At 65.3% G+C, this 26,052-nt stretch carries 22 protein-coding genes; 14 read left to right on the top strand and 8 right to left on the bottom strand.

The features are described 5' to 3' along the window. Positions 1-17 precede the first annotated feature (17 nt). The 6 genes from ACN6M5_RS13545 to ACN6M5_RS13570 all read left to right on the top strand — a co-directional run bounded on the left by ACN6M5_RS13545 (position 18) and on the right by ACN6M5_RS13570 (position 7,812). On the top strand, positions 18-2,297 hold the full coding sequence (locus tag ACN6M5_RS13545; RefSeq protein ID WP_434950599.1) for a DUF6049 family protein: 2,280 nt from the start codon (positions 18-20) through the stop codon (positions 2,295-2,297). Next, on the top strand, positions 2,290-3,906 hold the full coding sequence (gene murJ / locus ACN6M5_RS13550; protein ID WP_434950601.1) for a murein biosynthesis integral membrane protein MurJ: 1,617 nt from the start codon (positions 2,290-2,292) through the stop codon (positions 3,904-3,906). The genes ACN6M5_RS13545 and murJ overlap by 8 nt, the downstream gene beginning before the upstream one ends. Positions 3,907-3,981: 75 nt before the next feature. After that, a complete protein-coding gene (trxB, locus tag ACN6M5_RS13555; RefSeq protein ID WP_085367437.1) occupies positions 3,982-4,968 on the top strand; it encodes a thioredoxin-disulfide reductase in 987 nt (328 codons plus the stop codon). Between the two features lie 12 nt (positions 4,969-4,980). After that, on the top strand, positions 4,981-5,307 hold the full coding sequence (trxA, locus tag ACN6M5_RS13560; RefSeq protein WP_055897216.1) for a thioredoxin: 327 nt from the start codon (positions 4,981-4,983) through the stop codon (positions 5,305-5,307). A 135-nt stretch (positions 5,308-5,442) separates the two neighbouring features. Then, the gene (locus ACN6M5_RS13565) at positions 5,443-6,765 is read left to right on the top strand and encodes an aminotransferase-like domain-containing protein (protein WP_085367438.1); all 1,323 of its coding nucleotides are present in this window, start codon (positions 5,443-5,445) and stop codon (positions 6,763-6,765) included. 90 nt (positions 6,766-6,855) lie between these two features. After that, entirely contained in the window at positions 6,856-7,812 is a 957-nt protein-coding gene (locus ACN6M5_RS13570) for a D-alanine--D-alanine ligase family protein (protein WP_085367439.1), read from the top strand. 257 nt (positions 7,813-8,069) lie between these two features. Here the strand turns inward: ACN6M5_RS13570 and ACN6M5_RS13575 are convergent, their stop codons facing one another. The 8 genes from ACN6M5_RS13575 to rpmH form a co-directional block, all read right to left on the bottom strand. Continuing rightward, complete coding sequence (locus ACN6M5_RS13575; protein ID WP_085367440.1) at positions 8,070-9,023, bottom strand: ParB/RepB/Spo0J family partition protein; 954 nt, start codon at positions 9,021-9,023, stop codon at positions 8,070-8,072. After that, positions 9,023-9,940 carry a ParA family protein gene (locus tag ACN6M5_RS13580; protein WP_434950605.1) on the bottom strand — a complete coding sequence of 306 codons (918 nt, stop codon included), beginning with the start codon at positions 9,938-9,940 and terminating at the stop codon, positions 9,023-9,025. The genes ACN6M5_RS13575 and ACN6M5_RS13580 overlap by 1 nt, the downstream gene beginning before the upstream one ends. A 1,859-nt stretch (positions 9,941-11,799) precedes the next feature. Then, the gene (gene rsmG / locus ACN6M5_RS13585; protein WP_434950607.1) at positions 11,800-12,429 is read right to left on the bottom strand and encodes a 16S rRNA (guanine(527)-N(7))-methyltransferase RsmG; all 630 of its coding nucleotides are present in this window, start codon (positions 12,427-12,429) and stop codon (positions 11,800-11,802) included. Between the two features lie 30 nt (positions 12,430-12,459). Further along, entirely contained in the window at positions 12,460-13,077 is a 618-nt protein-coding gene (locus ACN6M5_RS13590; RefSeq protein WP_434950609.1) for a Jag family protein, read from the bottom strand. Between the two features lie 12 nt (positions 13,078-13,089). Continuing rightward, a complete protein-coding gene (gene yidC, locus ACN6M5_RS13595; protein ID WP_085367444.1) occupies positions 13,090-14,052 on the bottom strand; it encodes a membrane protein insertase YidC in 963 nt (320 codons plus the stop codon). Between the two features lie 7 nt (positions 14,053-14,059). Then, positions 14,060-14,371 carry a membrane protein insertion efficiency factor YidD gene (yidD, locus tag ACN6M5_RS13600; RefSeq protein WP_085367445.1) on the bottom strand — a complete coding sequence of 104 codons (312 nt, stop codon included), beginning with the start codon at positions 14,369-14,371 and terminating at the stop codon, positions 14,060-14,062. Continuing rightward, positions 14,368-14,721, bottom strand: a complete 354-nt coding sequence (rnpA, locus tag ACN6M5_RS13605) for a ribonuclease P protein component (protein WP_085367446.1) — start codon at positions 14,719-14,721, stop codon at positions 14,368-14,370. Before rnpA ends, yidD begins: the two co-directional genes overlap by 4 nt. Positions 14,722-14,730: 9 nt before the next feature. Further along, the gene (gene rpmH / locus ACN6M5_RS13610) at positions 14,731-14,868 is read right to left on the bottom strand and encodes a 50S ribosomal protein L34 (protein WP_055897189.1); all 138 of its coding nucleotides are present in this window, start codon (positions 14,866-14,868) and stop codon (positions 14,731-14,733) included. Between the two features lie 445 nt (positions 14,869-15,313). On the opposite strand from rpmH, the gene dnaA reads away from it, so the two are divergent. The 8 genes from dnaA to ACN6M5_RS13650 all read left to right on the top strand — a co-directional run bounded on the left by dnaA (position 15,314) and on the right by ACN6M5_RS13650 (position 26,026). After that, positions 15,314-16,738, top strand: coding sequence for a chromosomal replication initiator protein DnaA (gene dnaA / locus ACN6M5_RS13615; protein ID WP_085367447.1), 1,425 nt, complete (start codon positions 15,314-15,316; stop codon positions 16,736-16,738). A 432-nt stretch (positions 16,739-17,170) separates the two neighbouring features. Continuing rightward, positions 17,171-18,316: a DNA polymerase III subunit beta gene (dnaN, locus tag ACN6M5_RS13620; RefSeq protein WP_085367448.1), complete on the top strand. Its 1,146-nt coding sequence runs from the start codon at positions 17,171-17,173 to the stop codon at positions 18,314-18,316. Positions 18,317-18,351: 35 nt separating this feature from the next. After that, positions 18,352-19,239, top strand: a complete 888-nt coding sequence (gnd, locus tag ACN6M5_RS13625; protein ID WP_168688232.1) for a phosphogluconate dehydrogenase (NAD(+)-dependent, decarboxylating) — start codon at positions 18,352-18,354, stop codon at positions 19,237-19,239. 6 nt (positions 19,240-19,245) lie between these two features. Further along, positions 19,246-20,448 carry a DNA replication/repair protein RecF gene (gene recF, locus ACN6M5_RS13630; protein ID WP_434950614.1) on the top strand — a complete coding sequence of 401 codons (1,203 nt, stop codon included), beginning with the start codon at positions 19,246-19,248 and terminating at the stop codon, positions 20,446-20,448. Continuing rightward, positions 20,441-20,956 (top strand): DciA family protein, encoded by a 516-nt coding sequence (locus ACN6M5_RS13635; RefSeq protein ID WP_085367451.1) that lies wholly within the window; start codon positions 20,441-20,443, stop codon positions 20,954-20,956. The genes recF and ACN6M5_RS13635 overlap by 8 nt, the downstream gene beginning before the upstream one ends. 124 nt (positions 20,957-21,080) lie before the next feature. After that, entirely contained in the window at positions 21,081-23,054 is a 1,974-nt protein-coding gene (gene gyrB, locus ACN6M5_RS13640; protein ID WP_085367452.1) for a DNA topoisomerase (ATP-hydrolyzing) subunit B, read from the top strand. A 31-nt stretch (positions 23,055-23,085) separates the two neighbouring features. After that, entirely contained in the window at positions 23,086-25,623 is a 2,538-nt protein-coding gene (gyrA, locus tag ACN6M5_RS13645) for a DNA gyrase subunit A (protein WP_434952401.1), read from the top strand. Beyond that, positions 25,613-26,026, top strand: a complete 414-nt coding sequence (locus ACN6M5_RS13650; RefSeq protein WP_085367453.1) for a DUF3566 domain-containing protein — start codon at positions 25,613-25,615, stop codon at positions 26,024-26,026. The genes gyrA and ACN6M5_RS13650 overlap by 11 nt, the downstream gene beginning before the upstream one ends. The last annotated feature ends 26 nt before the right edge of the window (positions 26,027-26,052 follow it).

Below are 26,052 nucleotides of genomic sequence, written 5' to 3' on the forward strand. Positions count from 1 at the left end.
GGATCGTGCATCGACGCATGAGCGCACCCCGATTCACCCTTCGGCAGGGGGTGAGGAGCCTCGCCGCGCTCGTCTGCGCCGCGCTGGCCGTCGCTGTCGTGCCGGCGGCAGCATCCGGTGCCACGGCCTCCGGGGCGGTGTCTGCGGCGTCAGTCAGTGCCGCATCCAGCGTCTCCGCGTCCTCCCTCACCGCCGTCACGACCGACGACATCTCCGCCTCCCTCTCCGCGGACAACGGCGGCGTGCTCACACCGACGCAAGACCTCACGGTCTCCGTCACGGTCACCAACCCCACCGACAGCGCGTATCCGGCCGGCTCCGTCTCGCTCTGGCTCGACCCGTCCCCGCAGAAGTCGCGTGCCTCCCTCAACTCCTGGCTCACCTCCACGACGGCCGTGTCGAACAGGGTCACCATCGGCGACGGCCCCGTCACCGTCCTTGAGCCGGGCACCAGCACGGTCGTCCGGATCACGGTCCCGGCCGCCGCCGTCCCGTTCGGCACCAACTCTTCCGGCGCCGTGTACGGCATCGGCGCGACCGCCAGCGTCGGCGGCAAGACAGTGGATGCGCGGGGCAGCGTCGTCTGGAACCCCGGCGTCGCGAGTACGCGCTCCTCGGTCAGCGTCATCATGCCGATCGTCAGCCCGTCGACCTCCGACGGACTCATCTCGGCGGCCGACCTCGCGACGTACACGTCCCCGAACGGCGTCCTCACCCGCGACCTCGACGGCCTGATCGGCCACAGCACGGTCACAGTCGGCATCGATCCGATGATCGTCGCCTCCGTCCGCGCCCTCGGGAACGCGGCGCCCGCGAGCGCGACCGACTGGCTGAACCGCCTCGCCGGACTGCCCAACGACACCTTCTCCCTCGGGTTCGGCGACGCTGACGTGACCGGTCAGGTGCAGGCGGGCATCGCGACCCCGCTGGCGCCCACCTCGCTCGCGTACGCGCTCGACCCGAAGAACTTCACGCCGTCGCCCACGCCGGTCGGTGAGCCGTCCACCGCGACGCCCACGCCGCCCGCAGAGACGCCGTCGCCGACGCCCACCTCCGGAACCGACGTCACCCTGCCGACCCTCGACGAGCTGGTGGCTTGGAAATACTCGCTGACCGGCATCGGCTGGCCGGGGGACAATACGGTGCGCACGGCGGACCTCGCGCCGCTGGCCGCCGCCGGCCTGCGCACCGTGATCGCCTCCGGGTCCAACACCAACCAGAGCACGCTCGAGAGCACCCCCAACGCGACGCTTCCCTTCGACGGCGGCAAGCTCGTGATCTCCGACGAGGCGCTCTCCACCGCGATCCGGCAGGCGGCCTCCGCGCCGAGCGACGTCGCATGGAACACGGCCATGTCCAAGGTCAACGCGCAGCTCGAACTGATCAGCGCGGAGGGCACCCAGAGCAAGCAGCTGCTCATCTCCTTCGACCGCTCCTGGCCGTCCAGCGGCACCCAGCTGCGCCGCACCCTCGAGACCCTGTTCTCCTCCCCGTGGACGACGCCGGCCACCTTCCCGTCGACGGCGTCCGCGGCCGCGAGCTCCGGCCTCTCGCTCAGCGACGCCCCGGAGTCGCAGACCCGCATCGACGCCTTCAAAGCGCTGGTGCAGGACGAGCAGTCGCTCGACGCCTTCGCGACGGTGCTCGACAAGCCGGAGACGATGACGGGACGCACCAGGGCCGAGCTGCTGACCCTGTTCGCCGTGTCGTGGCAGAACCCGCGCACCGACTGGTCTGCAGCGGTCGCCGCCTCCCGGAAGGGGACGGTCGACACCCTTCACTCGATCAAGATCCTGCCGACCGAGAACGTCAACCTGGTGAGCGCCCAGGGATCCATCCCGTTCACGGTCAGCAACGAGCTGAAGGACGAGGCGGCGAACCTCGTGCTGACGGCGGCGCCATCCAACAGCCGGCTGGAGATCGACCAGAACGCGACCAAGCGCATCCCGCAGGACTCCCGCGCGACCATGCTGGTTCCGGTGAAGGCGAAGCTCGGCAACGGGCAGGTGGTGCTGTCGCTGCGGCTCTACAGCCCCGCCGGCGTGCCGATCGGCGACCCGAGCGCTGTGACAGTGGATGTGCACGCCGACTGGGAGGGCATCGGCGCGCTGATCTTCGGCATCCTGCTGGTGCTGCTGTTCGGCTTCGGCATCGTGCGCAACATCCTGCGCCGCCGCGATCAGCGGAGGAAGCGGCTGGCGGGGGAGAGCGGCGAGGGCGAGGGCGAGGCCGACGTAGCCGACCCCGCCGACGCGGCCGAGCCCACCACCCCGCCCGAGGGGGACGCCCGTGGCTAGCATCGGCCGCGCGAGCGCCGTGCTCGCCTCCGGCACGCTCGTCTCCCGCCTGCTCGGCTTCGCGAAGGCGTGGCTGCTGCTGCAGGCGATCGGTGCCGTGGCGTTCGCCTCCAACGCGTACGCCACCGCCACCATCGTCCCGAACAGCATCTACGCGATCATCGCCCAGGGCATCCTGAACGCCATCCTGGTGCCGCAGATCGTGCGCGCCTCCGTCAACGCGGACGGCGGCAAGGCATACATCAACAAGCTGGTCACGCTCGGAATCGTCGTGTTCGCGGCTGTCGCGCTCGTCGCGACGCTGCTCTCGCCCGTGCTGATCACGCTGTTCGGTCTGCGCGGCGCGAAGGCCGACCTCGCGACGGCGTTCGCGTACTGGTCGCTCCCTCAGATCTTCTTCCTCGGCCTCTACACTCTGCTCGGCGAAGTGCTCAACGCGCGCAAGTCGTTCGGGCCGTTTACCTGGGCGCCCGTCGTCAACAACGTCATCGCGATCGGGATGCTCATCGCCTTCATCGCGATGTTCGGCGCAGACCCGGCCGGAACGCGCAGCCACGAATGGTCGGGCGGGATGGTCGCCCTGCTGGCGGGTGGCGCGACGCTCGGGGTCGCCGTTCAGGCGTTCCTGCTGTTCTTCTTCTGGCGGCGCATCGGCCTCCGCTTCCGCTTCGACTTCGGCTGGCGCGGCGTCAATCTCGGCCACGCAGGCAAGGCGGCCGGCTGGACGCTCGCCATGCTCATCGCCACCCAGGTCGCCGGGTTGGTCGAGACCAACGTCGCCAACTCCGCCGGAACGGGCAACGCGGGAACGTTCGTGATGAACAACGCCTGGCTGATCTTCATGCTGCCGCACGGCATCATCGCCGTCTCGATCGTGACCAGCTTCTACACCAGGATGGCCGAGCACGCGCACCTCAGGGACACCGCGGGCTTCCGCGACGACTTCTCGTCGGCCACACGCTCGATCATGCTGCTGATCACGTTCTCCTCCGCTGCGCTGATCGTCGTCGCGTTCCCCGTCGCGCGCGTGTTCACCGTCGACTACCAGGCGATGGGCTGGGTGCTGATCGCGTATCTGGTCGGTCTCGTGCCATTCTCGCTCGTCTTCATGGCCCAGCGCGCCTTCTACTCACTGGGCAATACACGCACGCCGTTCTTCTTCACGCTCGCCCAGGTGATCCTGATCGTGGTGGGCGTGCTCGTGTGCTTCGCGGTCCCCGCGCCCGCGAGGGCCGCATCCGTCGCCCTCGTCGTCTCGATCGCGAGCGTCGCGCAGGCCGCGCTCGCGTTCGCCCTTCTGCGCCGCCAGACCGGGGGAGTGGACGGGCGACGCATTCTGAGGGGTCTGTGGCGGTTCGCGGTGGCCGCGCTGGCCGCGATGATCGCCGGCGGCGGCTTCCTGGTGATCATGGGCGGCGTGGACGAAGGTGCGTTCCCGGTGAGCGGGATCATCGGCGCCGTGGTGTCGTCCGCGGTGGTCGGTGTGGTCATGCTCGTGGTGTATCTGGGCATCCTGACACTGCTGCGTTCACGCGATCTGCAGGCCGGTCTGGCACCGGTTCTGAACCGGTTGGGCGTCCGCTCCGAACTCACACGTGAAACGGAATAGCATCCGCCTAGGATGTGTTCTACACCTCAGCGGTCCGGTTCCGGGCCGTTACAGATAGTGCAAGGAGCTCCCGCCGTGCGGCAGATCATCATCATCGGTTCCGGCCCCGCCGGTTACACCGCAGCGATTTACGCTGCGCGTGCCAACCTCCGGCCGCTGCTGATCGCTTCCTCCGTCGAAGCAGGCGGAGAACTCATGAACACGACCGAGGTGGAGAACTTCCCCGGTTTCCCCGAGGGGATCATGGGTCCTGACCTCATGTTCAAGATGCAGGCGCAGGCCGAGAGGTTCGGCACGGAGGTCGTCCTCGACGACGTCGTGTCCGTCGACCTCACCGGCGACGTGAAGAGCGTCACCCTGGGCTCCGGTGCCAAGCACGAAGCCCTCTCGGTGATCTTCGCCACCGGTTCCGCCTACCGCAAGCTCGGTCTCCACGACGAGGAGCGCCTGTCCGGACACGGTGTGTCCTGGTGCGCCACCTGCGACGGGTTCTTCTTCCGTGAGCGCACGATTGCTGTCGTCGGCGGAGGCGACTCGGCGATGGAGGAGGCCAACTTCCTCACCCGCTTCGCGGACAAGGTCTACGTGATCCACCGCAAGGAGGAGCTGCGTGCCTCCAAGATCATGCAGGAGCGCGCTTTCGCGAACGAGAAGATCGAGTTCGTGTGGAACTCCGAAGTCGTCGCCATCAACGGCGAAGAGACCGTGGAGAGCGTCACCCTGCGGGATGTGAACAGCGGCGCCGAGAGCCAGCTCGCCCTCAACGGCCTGTTCATCGCGATCGGCAACGACCCGCGCGTCCACCTGGTGCACGGTCAGCTCGACCTCACGCCGGAGGGCACCATCGCGGTCGCCGGTCGGTCGTCCAAGACCAAGGTCGCCGGTGTGTTCGCCGCCGGTGATGTGATCGACCCGACGTATCGTCAGGCCATCACGGCAGCCGCATCCGGAACGGTCGCGGCTCTCGACGCGGAGCACTACCTCACGACCCTCCCCAAAGACCTGCTGGACCAGACCGTCGAGGTCGAGTCCAGCGATCTCGAACTCACAACCACCGCATAAGGAGATATAAGAATGTCTGCAGCACGTTCGGTCACGGACGCCTCTTTCGAGAGCGATGTCCTCAACAGCGAGAAGACGATCCTCGTCGACTTCTGGGCAGAGTGGTGCGGCCCGTGTCGCGCCGTCGGCCCGATCCTCGACCAGATCGCCGCTGAGCACTCCGACAAGATCGAGATCGTGAAGCTCAACGTGGACGAGAACCCGCAGACCGCTGCGAAGTACCAGATCACCTCCATCCCCGCGATGAAGGTGTACCAGGGTGGCGAGGTCGTCAAGACCGTCATCGGCGCCAAGCCGAAGCCTGCCCTCGAAGCCGACCTGGCCGCCTACCTCGCGTAGCCGACCAGTTCTTCACAGACCCGCCCGGCGAATACGCCGGGCGGGTCTTTTTTTGTATCACCGCGCATCCCTCGATTTCGGGCACGGCGCACCACACAAATAGCATTGGCAAACGGCGTAAGAAACGGAAGACAAGTGACTGAACAGGGCAGCCCGCTTTCACGCGGCAACAATCTGGACCCGTGGTACAACCACTACGCACAGCGCACGAGCGGCCTCGCCGCCAGTGAGGTCCGAGCCCTGTTCGCCGTCGCCAGCAGGCCAGAGGTGGTCTCCCTGGCCGGCGGCATGCCGTACGTCGCGGCGCTTCCGGAGGATCTGGTCGTCGGTGCGATGGACCGGGTGATGCGCGAGCAGGGCCCGGTGGCGCTGCAGTACGGCTCCGGTCAGGGCGTTCCTGCGCTCCGCGAGCAGATCCTGGATGTGATGGCTCTGGAAGGCATCAAGGCCAGCGCGGACGACGTGGTCGTGACGACCGGTTCGCAGCACGCGCTCGAGCTGTTCAGCAAGCTGTTCATCGACCCGGGGGATGTGGTGCTCGCCGAGGGGCCGAGTTACGTCACCGCGATGGTGATCTTCCGCTCGTACCAAGCCGAGGTCGACCACGTGCCGATGGATGAGCACGGTCTGATCCCCGAGGCCCTCCGCGAGCACATCGCCCGGCTGAAGACCGCCGGCCGCAAGGTGAAGTTCTTGTATACGGTGCCGACGTTCCACAATCCGGCCGGTGTGACCCTCAGCTGGGAGCGCCGCCTGGAGATTCTGGAGATCTGCAAGGCCAACGACATCCTGGTGCTCGAAGACAACCCGTACGGTCTGCTGTATTTCGGTGAGCGGCCGCCGGAGGCGATGCGTTCCGTCGAGCAGGACGGTGTGGTCTATCTGGGCACGTTCTCCAAGACGCTCGCGCCCGGTTTCCGGGTCGGGTGGGCGCTGGCGCCGCACGCGATCCGCGAGAAGCTGATCCTCGCCAACGAGGCGGCCGTGCTGAGCCCGAGTTCGTTCAGCCAGCTGGTCATCTCGGAGTATCTGCGCGACGCCGACTGGAAGGGCCAGATCGACACCTTCCGCGGCGTGTACCGGGAGCGCAAGGAGACGATGATCGCCGCGCTCGAGGAGTACCTGCCCGAGCTGAGCTGGACGAACCCCAACGGCGGTTTCTACGTCTGGCTGACGCTCCCGCCGCACCTCGACTCGAAGGCGATGCTTCCGCGAGCGGTCACCGAACTGGTCGCGTACACGCCCGGGACGGCGTTCTTCGCGGACGGTTCAGGCGCCCAGAACATCCGGCTGTCGTTCTGTTATCCGACGCCGGAGAGCATCCGGGTGGGTGTTCGCCGGCTGGCGAACGTCCTCAATGGCGAGCAGGATCTGCTGGACACGTTCGCCGGCACCGGCCCGCTGTTCTCCGCGCGCCGCGAGCGCAACAGTCCCAACCCGCCCACCGACCTGCGCTGAGCAGCCCCGGTGTCCGGCTTGCTCGATCCCATCCTGCAGCAGGCCACCGCGCACTCATCACCCGACAGAGTTTGAAGAAAAGAGCTGATCATGGCAGAAAACGCCGCTCTCAACATCGTCGTGCTTGCCGGTGGCATCTCGCACGAACGCGACATCTCCCTCCGCAGCGGCCGCCGCGTCGCGGACGCGCTGAACTCGCTGGGTCACCAGGTGACGTTCCGCGACCCGGATGCGTCCCTGCTCGGCTTCCTCGCCGAGAACCGACCGGATGTGGTCTGGCCGGCCCTGCACGGCGCGAGCGGTGAGGACGGCGCTCTGCGTGCCCTGCTGGAGCAGACGGGTATCCCGTTCGTCGGCTCCCGCACGGACGCGTCCCGGCTGGCGTGGTCGAAGCCGACCGCGAAGACCATCGTGGAGCGCGCCGGGGTCGCGACGCCCCCGTCGGTGGCCCTCCCGAAGGAGACCTTCCGAGAGCTGGGCGCCAACAGCGTCCTGGCGACGGTGCTCGACGGTCTCGGCACGCCGCTCGTCGTGAAGCCGGCGCAGGGTGGCTCTGCGCAGGGCGTGACGATCGTGGAGCAGGCCGACGAGCTGCCGCGCGCGATGGTCGACGCGTACACCTACGCCGACGTCGCGCTGATCGAGCGCAAGGTCACGGGCGTGGAGGTGTCGGTGGCGGTCATCGACACAGGAGACGGGCCGGAAGCGCTGCCCGCCGTGGAGATCGAGCCGGTGTCCGGTGCGTACACGTTCGACGCGCGGTACAACGCGGGGGAGACGCGGTTCTACGTGCCGGCGCGGCTGGATGATGAGGCCGCCGCTGCGGTGGCATCGGCTGCGACGACGGCGCACGTCGCGCTCGGCCTCCGCCACCTGTCCCGCATCGATCTGATCGTGGACGAAGCCGGGGTGCCGTGGTTCCTGGAGGCGAACGTGCTTCCCGGGCTGACGGAGACGTCGATCATGCCGCAGGCGATCGCGGCGTCGGGGCGCGACCTCGGGGATGTGTACGCGGCGCTGGCGCTGGCGGCTATCGCTGAGGCGTGACGGGGTTGCGCCTGTCACGCCCATGATCGACCGTTAGTCGGGCCGCGGGGTCAACTGACTCGCGGCCCTAGCGGACTCGCGGCCCTAGCGGACTCGCGGCCCTAGCGGACTCGCGGGGTCAACTACTCGCGGCCCTAGCGGACTCGCGGCCCTAGCGGACTCGCGGGGTTAGCGGACTCGCGGGGGGGGTCAGCGTACCCGCGGCGTCAGGGGACCCGCTGCGTCAGTGCACCCGCGGAGTCAGCTGAGCATCGACGTCAGCTGAAGGTCGGCCTGGTGTAGCTCGGCTGTCCGATTTCATCCAGGATGCGGTTGAGGTCCTGAATCGTGGCAAAATCAACCACGATCTGGCCTTTTCTCGCGCCGAGTGAGATTTTGACTCGCGTATTCAGGCGGTCCCCGAGCTTCTCGGCGATCTCATCCAGGTGCCCGCGGTGCTTGCCCGCCGTCGCTTTCGACCGCACCGGCTTCGGGCTCTTGCTCGCCGCAGCCTCGGCCGCGCGCACCGAGAGCTCTTCGTTGACGATCTTGTCCGCGAGTCGCGCCATGGCCTCTTCGTCATCGCCGACGGACAGGATCGCCCGCGCGTGACCCGCGCTCAGAACGCCGGCCGCGACGCGGCTCTGCACACTGGACGGCAGCTTGAGAAGACGCAGGGTGTTGGTGATCTGCGGGCGCGAGCGTCCGATCCGGGTAGCAAGCTCCTCCTGGGTGATCCCGAAGTCCGCGAGAAGCTGCTGGTAGGCCGATGCCTCTTCAAGCGGGTTGAGCTGCGAGCGGTGCAGGTTCTCGAGCAGCGCATCCCGGAGCATGTCCTCGTCGGCGGTCTCCTTGACGACCGCCGGGATGGAGTCGAGTCCGAGCTCTTTCGTCGCGCGCAGGCGACGCTCACCCATGATCAGCTCGAACTTGTCCGGCTGCCCAGCGATCGGCCGCACGACAACCGGCTGCAGCACGCCCACTTCCCGGATGCTCGCCACAAGCTCGTCCAGCGCCTCGCGGTCGAACTCGGTGCGCGGCTGCACAGCGTTCGGCACGATGTCAGCGGGGGAGAGGTTGGCAAGCCGTGCACCCGGAACGGCGACCAGCCCATCCGATGCGGCGTTTGCGGAGGAGTCGGGGAAGAAGACGTCGACGGGACGCGCCGACTGGTCGGTGGTGGGGATGAGCGCGCCGATTCCTCGGCCCAATCCTGTGCGCTTCGCTGCCATTAGCGGGGTGCTCCTCTGCGTGCGATCTCGGCGGCGGCTTCCAGATAGGAGAGCGAGCCGGACGAATTCGTGTCGTAACTGATAACGCTCTGCCCGTAGCTCGGTGCTTCCGAGATGCGGACCGAACGCGGAATGATGGTCTTCAGGACTTCCTTGGGGAAGTGATCCCGCACATCCTCGGCGACCTGATGGGCCAGATTGGTGCGGGAGTCGTACATGGTCAGCAGGATCGTGGACACCTGAAGCTTGGGGTTGAGGTGTCGTTCGATCAGCTGGATGTTCTTGAGCAGCTGGCTCAGGCCCTCCAACGCGTAGTACTCGCACTGAATGGGGATGAGCACCTCGGTCGCGGCCACGAAAGCGTTGATCGTGAGCAATCCGAGCGATGGGGGGCAGTCGATCAGGACATAGTCGAAGTCGTATTCGTCGAGGAACCTCGTCAGAGCGCGCCCGAGGCGCTGCTCGCGCGCGACCATCGAGACTAGCTCGATTTCTGCGCCAGCCAGGTCGATTGTCGCCGGGACCACGAACAGTCCATCGAACTCCGGAGACTTCTGAATCACCTCGTCGAGCTCTTTGTCGTTGACGATCACGTCGTAGACGCTCGGGGTGCCTTCGCGGTGCTCGACACTGAGAGCAGTGGATGCGTTTCCCTGCGGATCCAGGTCGATCACCAGCACCCGAGCACCCGACTTCGCGAGTGCAGCGGAGAGATTCACGACGGTGGTGGTCTTCCCGACCCCGCCCTTTTGATTGGAGATGGTGAAAATGCGAGTCCGCGACGGTAGGGGGAGCGTTTCGGAGGCGATAGCCTCCCGCCTCCGGGTCAGTTCGTGGATTTCTTGCGCCAGGGGAGTGGATGCGTCGAAGCCCGCGGGGCTCGATCCGACCTGGGCATCCTGGTCCGGTTGTTTCACGTGAAACCTTGTCGCTCGATCATGGTGCACGGCACCGGGTGTCTGAGTACGGGGTCGCATGCGCTCTGCGGCCATCAGTCAACTCTATCTTGGATGCTGCGCTCGCCTTTCCGATTCGCGGCACGCTGTGGATAGTTGGAGGCTGTGGAAAGCGTGGGGGAGTGGTCGTGGCCCGGGGTTGATCAACTAGGGCACTTCGGGATCGCGAGCGCAACAGATTCAGGGTGGTGACACACGCTCCCGCACCAGGTGGGACAGTTGGTTCCTTGCGTTGACGCCTAGACACTCGAGTAGACGGCGGCATCAACGTCGCGTTGCAGGGACGTCCATACCGACAGTTTCACGTGAAACACCCTCGTTGCTCTGGTGAGCGGGCGCGCGGGGAGATTCGTTCCGTATCGGGCAGGGGCACTCACGCGGCGAGGTGCCGCGGTCCAGGAGGTAGTGCGCAAGCGATACATCTAGCGGTCCCGACAGTTGCACGGCCGACGAGGGGATGGGATACCACCCGGAGCAACGGAATCAGAAGCAATAGCCGGCCCCGATCCAACGACCAATTCACGAACAACCCTGTAAGGCCAATACGGTGCTCGGCCTGCCGAGCCGCGCGCGCCGCGTCAGCCACCCCCGGCGGACCATGATCTACCGCTAGTCCTCCGGCACAATCGAGCGATCCTCTGGCTAGTCAGCAAGGACCGTGTATCCCGCTAGTCAGAAAGGGACCTTATGTCCCGCTAGCCAGTACGGGACCGTACGTCAGCGACGGTGGTGGTGCGCTCTAACGCCTTCATACCAAGCTGCCCTGGCACGTGATGAACTCATTCAGCCGCAGCTCACGCCCGCGCAGGCCCTGTAGTTCCGTAGTTCCGTGGTTCCGCAGCCTGCGGTTCCGCAATTGTGAGCTTGACTATCATTTCGTGTTCAGTCAACAGGCCGCCGCGGCTCTTTCGATGGGCTCAGTCATTTCGCTGAGAATGCCGTACATCCCGCTCGCGGAAAAGGGACAGTCACTCGAGCCTGTCGGAAGCGCACATCTCTTCAGGGATCCGCGCGGGTCACAAGAAGGAGCGGTCGCGGACATCTATGCGGCTTCGCGCAGACGGGGGGACTCCCGCAGCAGCAACGTGGCCGACTCGGTCGCCAGCCCGATCTAATACCGTTTCACGTGAAACGCCACGGCCGTGTTCACTGGTCTCACCTGCTGAGCGAGTCCATCACCACGGTCCTGGGGACGGCCACTGACACCATCTAGTCAGGCTTGCTGGTCAGCACCTCCTGAAGACCGCGGGGAGGCCAACCACATCCTGTCCTCGCCTCGGCGCGCGCTTCGCTATTCGATCCATTGGGCATGGCGGAATGCCGCAGAACCAACGACGCCAACACCAGGAAGCGGGTCATCTTTCGACGAACACGAAGCGACCGGCCGACCGCTCGCGGGCGCCCATAGGCATCGTCTCAACCGAGCATGACGAGAGCCCGGCATAGACGGCACCTTGGCGTTCGGCCTCTCAGGCGCGACCCCACTGGCGCCACTGCCCAATCACCAAACTGGAAGCACTAGGTTCTGCGAGTGGTGATCACTCGGGCCAAATCAGTCCGCAAGCACTGCAAAGCGGGTAGCGATTCGCTGGGACGAAGCGGCGATGCAGTGTGAGCTCCTTGCGGCCGAGCAGTGTCCGCAATAGCGGAATCGGCTCGAGCAGGCAGGAGCCCATCCTCGATCACCCGGGATGCACTCAAACGCGACTCTCAGAAACCCAGTACGCAAGAAACGCACGAAACAGCACCCACAATCAGGGCATAAACCCCCGAAATTGCACCCGCTTCAGCGTCACAGGAGCGATCCTAAGCGCCTCTTGCTACCTCACAGTCGCGCGGATTACCCTCGTAACCTCATCCAGGACGTCCTGACCAAGGGTCAAAACCTCGATTTCGTGCACTTTGTACTTGCGGATCTCTTTCGTCGCCGCATCCACTTCGGCCTGGGCGCCGGCGCCCTTCATCAGGACCAGCTCGCCGCCATCGCGAAGAAGGGGAGCGGTGAGGGGGAGGAGCTTACGGAAGGCGCTGACTGCTCGCGCGGTCACCTGCTCGAGCGGCGCATCCAGGCGGACGTCTTCGGCTCGGGCGCGGACCACATCCACGTTGGTGAGGCCGAGCTCGGCGACCTGCTCGTTGAGCCAGGCGACGCGTCGCTCCATCGGCTCGATGAGCACAAAAGAAACGTCGGGCCGCGCGATGGCGAGGACGAGCCCGGGCAGTCCCGCGCCGCTTCCAATATCACCGACGCGGCCGGGGCGGAGCAGGGGAGCGACGATGACGCTGTTCAGGATGTGGCGCGACCAGAGACGGGGGAGTTCGAGCGGGCCGATCAGTCCACGTTCCTCACCCTGCGAGGCGAGGTTCGTCGTGAACTGTCGAGCCACCTCGATTCGCGGGCCGAAGAGAAGAGCGGCAGCGGCAGGCTCAGCCTCGAGGACGTCGTTCATTGCTTCGGATCCCCGTTCCACGTGAAACAACTAGGACTTGGTGATGACCGTGTGACGGTCGCGACCCTCGCCCTGCGAGTTCGAAACGAAGCCGCGCTCCGAGACGATGTCGTGCACCAGCTTGCGCTCGTACGAGGACATCGCGGGAAGTGCTGCCTGCTCCGCACCCTCTTCGATGCGGGCGATCGCGCGCTCGACGAGCGTCGCGAGCTCGGCCTGGCGGGCGTCGCGCGAGCCGGCGATGTCCAGGATCAGGCGGGAGAACGAGCCGGTCTTGTTCTGCACAGCCAGGCGGGTGAGTTCCTGCAGAGCCGTCACGGTGTCCGGCTTCGAGAGCAGGCGCAGATTCGCGTTCTCGTCGGCGTTGACCGAGATGTAGGAGCGGCCGTTGCGGGCGTCGATGTCGATATCGCCGTCGATGTCTGCGATGTCGAGCAGCTCCTCGATGTAATCGGCGGCGATGTCGCCTTCCTGATCGAGCTGGTCGGCGGTCGGCTGCTCGTAGTCACCGGACTCCGACGACACGGGAGCTGACGACTCAGCGCCCGACTCGGCGAACTCGACGTCGACGTCCACGTCGACCTCGGCCGACGGAACCTCAGCCGAGGTGGGCTCGGCTACGGACTCGGACTGCTGCACATCGGTCATTGGGAATCCCTACTACTTTCCGGCCTGCTTCTTCGCGCGGTTCTTGCTCACGGGCTGAACGCGCTGAGTGGTCTTCTTCGTTTCCTCTTCGACCGTCAGCACGACGGCGCCGTCCTCCTGGACGAGCTTGCCCTTGCGTGCCAGCCGCGCCTCGCGCGCCTTCGCGGCGTCCGAACCCGGGGTCGGCATGTTGCGGATGACGAGGAACTGCTGGCCCATGGTCCAGAGGTTCGAGGTCAGCCAGTAGAACATGACGCCGAGCGGGAAGGCGAAGCCCGAGAAGAGGAAGACGAAGGGGAGGAGGTACAACAGGATGCGCTGCTGCTTGAATTGGGGGCTCGCCTTGGTCTCCGGCGACATGTTCTTGGAGACGATCTGCAGCTGAGTGAGGAACTGCGAACCGGTCATCAGCACGACCATCACGGCCGCGATGATCATCACGGCGACCTGCTGCGGGTGGGCGTTCATCGCACCCTGGAAGCTCTGGTGCAGGGGAGCGACACCGAACAGGGTGGCACCACCGAACTGCTTGGCCAGCTCCGAGTTGAGGGGGCCGACGCCGGCGTGGCCGCCCTGGGCGCCGTTCAGCACCTGGAAGAGGCTGAAGAACACCGGCATCTGCAGCAACAGTGGGAGGCACGAACTCAGCGGGTTCGTGCCGGTCTTCTTGTAGAGGTCCATCGTCTCGCGGGACATCGCCTCACGCGAGAACTGATCCTTCTTGCCCTTGTACTTCTCCTGGATCTTCTTCAGCTGCGGAGCGATTTCGAGCATCCGCCGCTGGTTCTTGATCTGGCGGACGAAGATCGGGATGAGGGCGGCACGGACGACGACCGTCAGTCCGACGATCGAAAGCACCCAGGTGAGGCCGGCGGCCGGGTCGAGGCCGATCTGCGAGAACAGCCAGTGGAACGCAACGAGGATGAGCTCCACGACCCATTTGATGGGCCACAGAATCGTTCCGATGATGTCCATGTGGTTGCTAGGCCTTTCCCTGGCTTGTGGCGACGACGAATCCGAACGGTGTCACCCGATAGCGGCGCTTCTTCTTGAGGGGGACATCATCGACCCCGCCCGCGGCCCACGGGTGGCAACGAGCGATTCGGCGAACGCCGAGCACGGTCCCGATAGCGAGTCCGTGCTCCTGGATGGCCTGCAACGCATAAGCGGAACAGGACGGGTAGTACCGGCAGACGTCTCCATACAGAGGTGAGATGACCGCTCGGTATGCGCGAAGCACCAACACGGCACAGTTCCGCGGAAGAAGGAGCACTGCAGTGAATGCGGTGTTCATCGACGGACGTTGCCTCTACTGGTGAATCGGCTGATTGCTGCGGAGATCTCTTCGTGCAGGGTAGCCCACTCCGCTTGAGCGGACGCTGGCAATGCCCTGATCACGATGTCGGTGCCCGGCGACATCCGCGGAAGCAGTTCGTGGGCCGCAGCCTTCAGGCGACGACGCACGAGATTCCGCCGGACGGCGACACCGACGGTCTTGCCCACGATAAAGCCGAATCGCACCACATCCGGGTCCGGACTGGGACGGATGTACGTCACGGTGTTCGCTCCAGTGAAGCGAGCGCCGCGGCGCACAGTCGCCTTGTAGTCCGCCCCCCGCGTGATGCGATTGGCTTTGGCGAGCACCGGTGAAGGCTAGGCCGAGAGCTTCGTGCGGCCCTTGCTGCGGCGCGCAGCGAGGATCGCGCGACCCGCACGGGTGCGCATACGCAGACGGAAGCCGTGGGTCTTCGCCCGCTTGCGGTTGTTCGGCTGGAAGGTTCGCTTGCTCATATCTCAATCTCCGTGTGGTCTCTTAACAGGCCGGTGCTGATGCAAAGTCCAGCACGGGGAGGCCGTGAAAAGTTTTTGGGCAGCCTCAACGGCTGAAGTCAACTGATTAAAACTACGACCTGTGGCGGACGAGGTCAAACCAGACGAGACAAATCCAATGATTATGCACAGGAATGGGAAGAACCTGAGGAGCGACGCGCCGCCGTATGCCCGCAAACGAATTTGATCCACAACCTGTGGACAAGTTACCGTGAGGACCAAAGTTATCCCCAGCCCATCCCAAAATCGGCAGGAGATCGCTACGGTATTGGACACACAGCGGTGGATAACCCTGTGAATACCTTTCCGGCCGCGTACGCGCAGCCGAACCGATGAACGCATCGACGAAGGAGTCGGGGTACTTCGCCGGTCGAAGGCATCCACACGAGACGAATTACGGGGAACGATGGCAGGCGGCGAAGAGTCCATTTCTGCGGCATGGCAGAGCGTGCTCGACTCACTGGAGTCGGACGACCGCATCACACCGCAGCTGCACGGATTCCTCAGCCTGGTCGAGCCCAAAGGCATCATGGCCGGCACCTTCTATCTCGAGGTGCCCAACGAGTTCACCCGCGGGATGATCGAGCAACGCAGCCGCGTCCCCCTCCTCAACGCCATCGGCGGCCTCGACGAATCGCTCGCGGTCAACACCTTCGCCATCGTGGTCAACCCGGAGATCCAGCAGGAGACGATGGCCGGGCCCACCGAGCCGGCCGACGCCGCATACATCGAGGCTCCTGCGCAGATGATCGCGCCGCCCACCGAGATCACCGCGCCGCCGCGCAACAACGACACGCGCCTCAACCCGAAGTACAGCTTCGACAACTTCGTCATCGGCCAGTCCAACCGCTTCGCCCACGCCGCAGCGGTCGCCGTGGCCGAAGCGCCGGCGAAGGCGTACAACCCGCTCTTCATCTACGGCGACTCCGGACTCGGCAAGACCCACCTCCTGCACGCCATCGGCCACTACGCGATGAGCCTCTACCCGGGCATCCGGGTGCGGTACGTCAGTAGTGAGGAGTTCACGAACGACTTCATCAACTCGATCGCGAACAACCGCGGCTCGTCGTTCCAGGCGCGCTACCGCAACATCGACATCCTGCTGATCGACGACATCCAGTTCCTGCAGCGAGCGGTGGAGACCCAGGAAGCCTTCTTCCACACCTTCAACACCCTGCACGACCACAACAAGCAGGTGGTCATCACCAGCGACCTGCCGCCGAAGCACCTCACCGGGTTCGAAGACCGGATGCGGTCCCGCTTCGAGTGGGGCCTGATCACAGACGTCCAGGTGCCTGACCTCGAGACGCGCATCGCGATCCTCCGCAAGAAGGCGCAGAGCGAGAAGATCCAGGTACCGGACGACATCCTGGAATTCATGGCGTCGAAGGTATCGAGCAACATCCGTGAGCTCGAGGGCACGCTCATCCGGGTCACCGCGTTCGCCAGCCTCAACCGCACGCCTGTGGACATGCCGCTCGTCCAGACCGTGCTCAAAGACCTCATCACGCTCGACGACGACAACGTGATCGCGCCGACCGACATCATCACGAACACGGCTGACTACTTCAAGCTCACCGTCGACGACCTCTACGGGTCGAGTAGGTCACAGGCGGTCGCCACCGCCCGACAGATCGCGATGTACCTCTGCCGCGAACTCACGAACCTCTCCCTGCCCAAGATCGGCCAGCTCTTCGGCAACCGCGACCACACCACGGTGATGTACGCGAACAAGAAGATCAGCGAGCTCATGAAGGAGCGTCGCTCGATCTACAACCAGGTGACAGAGCTCACGAGCCGCATCAAGCAGAACCACCGCTACAGCAAGTAGCGCGCCCGCGACACGCGCTTCGCGCACATCCATTCGGTCGAGTTATCCACAAATCTGTCCCCAGAGTGGGGACAGTCGATTATTAACACCTGTGGATAACTTGTGGAGAATCTCCGGAAAGTCGGCCCGTTAACGGGGACGAATCATGGATGCCTGTGAATTGAGGCCTCTCGGGTCGCAGCTCGGGTTCCCTGTAAACAACAGGAATCCCCAGGTCATCAACAAGTCACAGACGTGTAGTTCCCAGTGGTTGACTGGCATCGACAGAGTTATCCACAGTTTCCACAGCGGTTAACACCATTAATCATTAAGTCTTCTGAATAGGGCGGCCGACAACCTGAACCCCGATCGCTCGAATCACAATTTCTCGCGCCGAGGGCAGGCGCTAGGATTTGTCACGATCCATTTCCCGCCGACGACAGAGGTGACTTCGTGAAGTTCCAAGCCAACCGGGATGTATTCAGTGAAGCCGTCTCCTTCGCCGTGAAGCTCCTTCCCCAGAGGACGACGCTCCCCATCCTGAGTGGTGTGCTGATCGAGACGACCGAGACGGGACTGCAGCTTTCCTCGTTCGACTACGAAGTCTCCGCACAGACCGAGATCGCGGCCGAGGTCGAAGAACCCGGTCGTGTGCTCGTCTCCGGGCGCCTCCTAGCCGAGATCGCATCGAAGCTTCCGAATGCTCCCGTGCAGTTCTCGACAGAGGACTCCAAGATCGTCGTCCGCGCCGGATCGGCCAACTTCACCCTGCTCTCCATGCCGGTCGAGGAATATCCGAGCATCCCGCAGGTGAGCGGGGATGCAGGGCTCGTCCCGGCCGAAGAGTTCGCAGAGGCGGTCGCTCAGGTCGGGGTCGCAGCATCCAGGGACGACGTCACCCCGGTCATCACCGGCGTGCAGCTCGAAGTCGGCGACAACACGCTCGGTCTCGTGGCCACGGACCGCTACCGCGTGGCCGTCCGGGAGATCAACTGGGACAACGGCACCACCTCGGGCGAGCCCGTCACCGCGCTGGTTCCCGCACGCACCCTCACCGAGATCGGTAAGACGCTCGGCCACAGCGGCACCATCGCCGTCTCGATCACGAACAGGGACGACCGCGAGCTGATCGCGTTCACGGCAGACAAGAAGACCGTCACCTCCCTGCTGATCAAGGGCAACTTCCCGCCCGTGCGCCGGCTCTTCCCCGAGCAGGTCGACAACTACGCGGTCATCAACACCGCCGAGCTCATCGAGGCGACCAGGCGTGTCTCCCTCGTGCTCGAGCGCGAGGCCGCCCTCCGTTACACCTTCTCCGCCGACGGGCTGACGCTCGAAGCCATCGGTTCGGAGCAGGCTCAAGCATCCGAGAGCATCGACGCTCTCCTCACTGGCCAGGAAACGGTGGTTTCGTTGAAGCCGCAGTTCCTGCTCGATGGTCTCGGTGCCGTGCACTCGGAATTCGTGCGCATTTCCTTCACCAAGACCGAAAACCCCAACAAGCCCGGTCCTGTGCTGATCACGAGCCAGACGTCAAAGGACCAGGCAGGCGCGGACAACTACAAGTACCTCCTGCAGCCCAACCTGCTGCTCAGGTAACCCGCCGTCCGCTCGAACAGAGAAGAAGGACAATCATGCACATCGGCCTCGTCGGTCTCGGAAAAATGGGCAACAACATGCGCGCCCGCCTCGAGAAGAACGGCATCGAGGTGACCGGCTACGACACGAACCCCGAGGTCTCGGACGTCGCCACCCTCGCCGACCTCGTCGCAGCGCTCCCCGCACCGCGCACGGTGTGGGTCATGGTCCCGGCCGGGAAGATCACGGACGCGGTCATCACCGATCTCGAACCGCTCCTCGAAAAGGGCGACCTCGTGATCGACGGCGGCAACTCGCGCTTCACCGAAGACTTCAAGCACTCCGAGCAGCTGGCGCCGAAGGGCATCGACTTCATGGATGCCGGCGTCTCCGGCGGAGTCTGGGGCCTCGACAACGGCTACGGCCTGATGGTCGGAGGCAGCAAGGACCAGGTCGAGCGCGTCATGCCCGTCTTCGACGCACTCCGTCCGGAGGGGCCGCGCGACGAGGGCTTCGTCCACGTGGGCGAGGTCGGCGCTGGGCACTACGCCAAGATGGTGCACAACGGCATCGAGTACGCGCTGATGCAGGCATACGCCGAGGGGTATGAACTCCTCGACACCCGCAAGGACATCGTCAAGGACGTCACCGGCACGTTCAAGGCGTGGCAGCGGGGAACCGTCGTCCGCTCCTGGCTGCTCGACCTGCTGGTGCGCGCGCTGGAGCAGGACCCCGAGTTCGAGCACATCGAGGGATACGTGCAGGACTCCGGCGAGGGTCGCTGGACCGTCGAGGAGGCACTCGCCAACGCGGTGCCCGTCCCCACGATCAGCGCGTCGATCTTCGCGCGGTTCGTCTCGCGCCAGGAGGACTCCCCGGCGATGAAGGCCGTGGCCGCCCTGCGCAACCAGTTCGGCGGTCACGCCGTGAAGGCCGTGGACTAACCCTCTTTGAGAGTTACACATCTTTCCCTGACCGACTTCCGCAACTACCGCACGGCGGAAGTGCCGCTTGCGGCCGGCGCGAACCTTTTCGTCGGCCGCAACGGCCAGGGCAAGACGAATCTGGTCGAGTCGCTCGGCTACCTGAGCACCCTCGGGTCCCATCGGGTGTCGAGCGACCAGGCCATGATCCGGCAGGGTGCGGAGTCCGCGATCGTGCGCACCCGCATCCAGCACGATGGCAGGGAGCTGCTGGTCGAGCTGCAGTTGAACCGCGGCTCGGCCAACCGGGCGCAGGTGAACAGGTCGGCGATCAAGACCCGCGAGCTTCCCCGGTACTTCTCCAGCGTGCTGTTCGCCCCGGAAGACCTGGCGCTGGTGCGAGGCGAGCCGAGCATCCGGCGTCGTTTCGTCGACCAGCTGCTGGTGCAGCGGAACCCGCGGTTCGCCGGGGTGCTGTCCGACTACGAGCGGGTGCTCAAGCAGCGGAACACGCTGCTCAAGTCGGCGCGCGCATCCGGAGTCAAGGAGAACCAGCTCGGAACCCTCGAGATCTGGGACGAGCGGCTGGTCGCACTGGGCTCCGAACTGGTGGATGCGCGGCTCGACCTGATCGCGCGCCTCACCGATCCGCTCACCACCGCCTACCGCTCGGTGGCCGGCGACGATCACCACCCGCGGCTCATCCCGCTGCTGACCGTCCGCGGCGCAGAGGTGGAGGACGCCGACGACGGGGGACCGGCCGACGCTGTAACCGACTCATCCGGTGTCGCCACGGTCGATGCGTTCCGTCAGGCCCTCGCCGCCGTGCGACGCAAGGAGCTCGACCGCGGGCTCACCCTCATCGGCCCGCACCGCGACGATGTGCTGTTCGAGCTCAACGGACTTCCGGCCAAGGGCTACGCCAGCCATGGCGAGTCCTGGTCGTTCGCGCTCGCGCTCAAGCTCGCATCCGCCGAGCTGCTGAGGCGCGAGTCGAACACCGGCGACCCTGTGCTGATCCTCGACGATGTGTTCGCCGAGCTGGACCAGGCTCGACGTAGGATGCTTGCAACCGCCGTAGAGGGTTACGAGCAGGTGCTCATCACGGCGGCCGTGTTCGACGACGTTCCCGACGGCCTGACCGCGCACACCGTGCGGATCGAAGCGGGAGCCGTCGTGGACGGAACACCGGAGAACGCAGAGAAGGAGAAGGGAGAGACCGATGGCTGAGCAGAGGGCATCGCTCGACCCGGCTCCGCTCTCGGATGCGTCCGCCACCTATCTCAGGATGCGCGAGCTCTTCGGCGGTGCGCCCACCACCCGCAGCCGTCGTGTCAAGAAGAAGGACGTCGACCCGTCGGCGAGCCAGCCGTTCGGGAAGGGCCGCGACCCCCGCGGACTCGGAGACGTGGTAGATGCGCTCGCCGTGCAGCTCGGCTGGGTCTCGCCTCTGGCCCAGTCCGACCTCCTCGAGGGGTGGCTCGAACTGGCCGGCGAGGAGACCGCGAAGCACGCGACTCCGGAGGGCATCACCGACGGCGTCCTCACCGTGCGCTGCGAATCGACGGCGTGGGCGACGCAGCTGCGGATCATGCGCTCCGACCTGCTCGCGAGGATCGCGGATCGGTTCCCGGATGCGGACATCCAGTCGATCCGTTTTCAAGGCCCAGACGCCCCCTCCTGGAAAAGAGGCCCCAGGTCGATTCCAGGGCGTGGCCCGCGCGATACTTACGGTTGAGTGCACAAAAGAGGTCAATAGGCGGAAAACAACGCGTCAGACGGGCGATTTCGGCCATATCGGCGCGCCGTGCTTGGTAGAATGAATAGGTCACTACTGAGTGCGGTCAGGAGCCTAATTTCATATGACGATGGAACCGAGCAAGGCTGAGTCGGAACACGACTACGGCGCGAATGAGATCCAGGTTCTCGAAGGTCTCGAAGCCGTACGCAAGCGACCCGGAATGTACATCGGTTCGACCGGTCCCCGTGGACTCCACCACCTCGTGCAGGAGATCGTCGACAACTCCGTCGACGAGGCACTGGCCGGTCACGCCGACAACATCGATGTGACGATCCTCGCCGACGGTGGCGTGCGCGTCATCGACAACGGTCGCGGCATCCCGGTCGACATCCACCCCGTCGAGGGCAAGTCGACCGTCGAGGTCGTTCTCACGATCCTGCACGCCGGCGGAAAGTTCGGAGGCGGCGGATACGCGGTCTCCGGTGGTCTGCACGGCGTCGGCAGCTCCGTGGTGAACGCACTGTCCTCCCGCCTTGACGTCGAGGTCAGCCGCCAGGGCAACGTCTACCGCCAGAGCTACCGCAACGGTGTTCCGCAGGCTCCGCTCGAGATGGGCGAGGAGACGGATGCGACAGGCACGACCATCACGTTCTGGCCGAGCCCCGACACGTTCGAGTCGATCGTCTTCGACTACGACACCCTGCGCACCCGTTTCCAGCAGATGGCGTTCCTCAACAAGGGGCTCCGCATCGCGCTGACGGACGAGCGCCTCGAAGAGGGGCAGGAGGAGCCGCGCTCCGAGGTCTTCCTCTACGAGCAGGGCCTGATCGACTACGTCCACTACCTCAACTCCGCCAAGAAGGCCGAGGTCGTGCACGACGAGATCATCGCGTTCGAGTCGGAGGACACCGAGCGCAAGATCGCGCTCGAGGTCGCGATGCAGTGGACGACGAGCTACAACGAGAGCGTCTTCACGTACGCGAACACGATCAACACGCACGAGGGCGGAACGCACGAAGAGGGTTTCCGTGCCGCACTCACCACGCTGGTGAACCGGTATGCGCGTGAGAAGAACATCCTGAAGGAGAAGGACGACAACCTCTCCGGCGACGACGTGCGCGAGGGTCTCACCGCCGTCATCTCCGTGAAGCTGTCCGAGCCGCAGTTCGAGGGTCAGACGAAGACCAAGCTCGGCAACACCGAGGCGAAGGCGTTCGTGCAGAAGGTCGTCGGCGACCAGCTCGGCGACTGGTTCGATCGCAACCCCAACCAGGCCAAGGAGATCATCCGCAAGGCGCTGCAGGCTGCGACCGCCAGGCTCGCCGCCCGCAAGGCCCGCGAGACCGCACGCCGCAAGGGGCTGCTCGAGGGCGGCGGGATGCCCGGCAAGCTCAAGGACTGCCAGTCCAAGGATCCGTCGATCTCCGAGATCTTCATCGTCGAGGGAGACTCGGCAGGCGGCTCGGCCGTGCAGGGCCGCAACCCGGAGACGCAGGCGATCCTCCCGCTCCGCGGCAAGATCCTGAACGTCGAGAAGGCGCGACTCGATCGCGCCCTCGCCAACAACGAGGTCCAGGCCATGATCACGGCGTTCGGCGCCGGCATCGGCGAGGACTTCAACCCCGAGAAGGCGCGCTATCACAAGATCGTGCTGATGGCGGATGCCGATGTCGACGGCCAGCACATCACGACGCTGCTGCTGACGCTCCTCTTCCGCTACATGCGCCCGCTGATCGAGCTCGGCTACGTCTACCTCGCGCAGCCGCCGCTCTACCGGCTCAAGTGGACGAACGCCGAGCACGAGTACGTCTACTCCGACCGGGAGCGCGACGCGTTCCTGGCCGAGGGGATCGCGGCGGGCAAGCGCATCCCGAAGGACAACGGCGTGCAGCGCTACAAGGGTCTCGGCGAGATGGACTACAAGGAGCTGTGGGAGACCACGATGAGCCCCGAGACCCGCACGCTGCTGCAGGTCACCCTCGACGACGCGGCCGCCGCAGACGAGATCTTCGCCACGCTGATGGGCGAAGACGTCGAATCGCGCCGTAATTTCATCCAGAAGAACGCGAAGGACGTGCGTTTCCTTGACATCTGACAACATCGACGGCATTCCCGGAGACGACATCGTGACCGACGACACCGCAGGGGCCGGATTCGGCGTCCACGGCAGGATCGACCAGGTCGATCTGCAGTCCGAGATGCAGCGCTCCTACCTCGACTACGCCATGAGCGTCATCATCGGGCGCGCGCTGCCCGAGGTGCGTGACGGTCTCAAGCCGGTGCACCGCCGCGTCATCTACGCGATGTTCGACGGTGGATACCGTCCGGACAAGGCGTTCTCGAAGTGCGCCCGCGTGGTCGGCGACGTGATGGGTCAGTTCCACCCGCACGGCGACTCGGCCATCTACGACGCGCTCGTCCGTCTGGTGCAGCCGTGGAGTCTCCGCTACCCGCTCGCGCTCGGCCAGGGCAACTTCGGTTCCCCCGGCAACGACGGAGCTGCTGCTCCGCGATACACCGAGACCAAAATGGCCCCGCTCGCCATGGAGATGGTCCGCGACATCGACGAGGAGACCGTCGACTTCCAGGACAACTACGACGGTCGCACCCAGGAGCCGGCTGTCCTCCCCGCCCGCTTCCCGAACCTGCTGGTCAACGGCTCGGTCGGCATCGCGGTCGGCATGGCCACGAACATCCCGCCGCACAACCTCCGCGAGGTCGCGGACGGTGCGCTGTGGTACCTGGCCAACCCGGATGCGCCGCGCGAGGAACTCCTCGAAGAGCTGATCAAGCGCATCAAGGGACCGGACTTCCCGACCGGCGCGCAGATCCTGGGCGTCAAGGGCATCCAGGACACCTACCGCACCGGCCGCGGCTCGATCACGATGCGTGCCGTCGTGGCCATCGAGGAGATCCAAGGTCGCATCTGCCTGGTGGTCACCGAGCTGCCGTACCAGGTGAACCCGGACAACCTGGCGATCAAGATCGCCGACCTGGTCAAGGATGGCAAGATCGGCGGCATCGCCGACATCCGCGACGAGACCTCCGGCCGCACCGGTCAGCGCCTCGTGATCGTGCTGAAGCGGGATGCTGTCGCCAAGGTCGTGCTGAACAACCTGTACAAGCACACGCAGCTGCAGGAGAACTTCGGCGCGAACATGCTCGCGATCGTGGACAACGTGCCCCGCACGCTCGCCCTCGACGGCTTCATCACCGCGTGGGTCGACCACCAGATCGAGGTCATCGTCCGGCGCACGCGCTACCGTCTGCGCAAGGCGGAGGAGCGGGCGCACATCCTGCGCGGCTACCTCAAGGCACTGGATGCGCTCGACGAGGTCATCGCGCTCATCCGCCGGTCGCCCACGGTGGACGACGCCCGCACCGGCCTGAAAGACCTCCTCGACGTCGACGACATCCAGGCGGACGCCATCCTCGCGATGCAGCTGCGCCGCCTGGCCGCCCTCGAACGTCAGAAGATCATCGACGAGCACGACGCGATCGAGCGTGAGATCGCCGACTTCCAGGCCATCCTCGCCGACCCGGTGCGCCAGCGCACGATCGTCAGCGACGAGCTCACCGAGATCGTCGACCGCTTCGGCGACGACCGCCGCACCGAGATCATGTTCGGCTTCGACGGCGACATGAGCATGGAAGACCTCATCCCCGAAGAGGAGATGGTGGTCACGGTCACCCGCGGCGGCTACATCAAGCGCACCCGCAGCGACAATTACCGCTCCCAGCACCGCGGCGGCAAGGGCGTCAAGGGCGCCCAGCTGCGCGGCGAGGACGTGGTCGACCACTTCTTCGTCACCACCACGCACCACTGGCTGCTGTTCTTCTCGACCAAGGGCCGCGTCTACCGCGCCAAGGCGTACGAACTGCAGGAGGCCGGGCGCGACGCCAAGGGCCAGCACGTCGCCAACCTGCTCGCCATGCAGCCGGATGAGGAGATCGCCGAGATCCTCGACATCCCCGACTACGAGGCGGCGAAGTACCTGGTGCTCGCCACCCGCGACGGCCTGATCAAGAAGACGGCGCTCAGCGAGTACGACACCAACCGCTCCGGCGGCATCATCGCGATCAAGCTGCGCGAGGAGGACGAACTCGTCTCCGCACTGCTCGTGGACGAGGACTCCGACCTGCTCCTCGTCTCCCGCAAGGGCATGTCGATCCGGTTCACCGCGACCGACGAGGCGCTGCGCCCGATGGGCCGGTCCACCTCCGGTGTGATCGGGATGCACTTCCGCGGCGACGACACCCTGCTCGACGTCTCTGTCGTCTCCGACAACGGATACGTGTTCGTGGTGACAGAGGGCGGGTACGCGAAGCGCACCTCCGTCGACCAGTACCGCCTGCAGAACCGCGGCGGTCTGGGCATCAAGGTCGCGAAACTGAGCGACGACAGGGGCGACCTGGTCGGCGCGCTGATCGTGGATGACGACGACGAGGTCCTTGTGGTTCTTGCCAGCGGCAAGGTGGTACGCTCCTCCGTGGCCGAGGTACCCGCCAAGGGCCGCGACACGATGGGTGTCGTCTTTGCACGTTTTGCCGAGTCCGACAAGATCATCGCTCTGGCCAAGAACACCGAACGAAACCTTGATTCTCAGGAAGATGACGAAGAATCTGGTGACGTCGGGAAGGAAGAAACCGTAGATGAGCAGTAGTGTTGCCGAAAAGCTCGCCAAGAAGTCATCCCGGAGGCCCGTGTCCGCTAAGCAGGTGCGACTCAAGCTGGTGTACATCGACTTCTGGTCGACCGTGAAGCTGTCGTTCCTGGCCGGGATCTGCCTGGCGATCATCGCGATCGTCGGAACGTTCCTGGTGTGGACGGTCCTCGACCGCACGGGGATCTTCGACCAGATCAACAGCCTGTTCAAGGACATCTCGGGCGCAGGAGGAAGCGACCTCAAGTCGATCCTCGGCCTCGGCCAGGTGATGGGTTTCTCGCTCGTTGTCGGGATCCTCGACATCATCGTGATCACCGCGCTCGGCGCTGTCTTCGCCCTGCTGTACAACCTCTCTGTGAAGATCACCGGCGGCCTGCTCGTCGGCTTCACGAACAACTAGCAGCACCCGCCGATTTCGCATTGGCC

It is taken from the genome of Leifsonia araucanica (genome assembly GCF_051161895.1).
Taxonomy (GTDB): domain Bacteria; phylum Actinomycetota; class Actinomycetes; order Actinomycetales; family Microbacteriaceae; genus Leifsonia.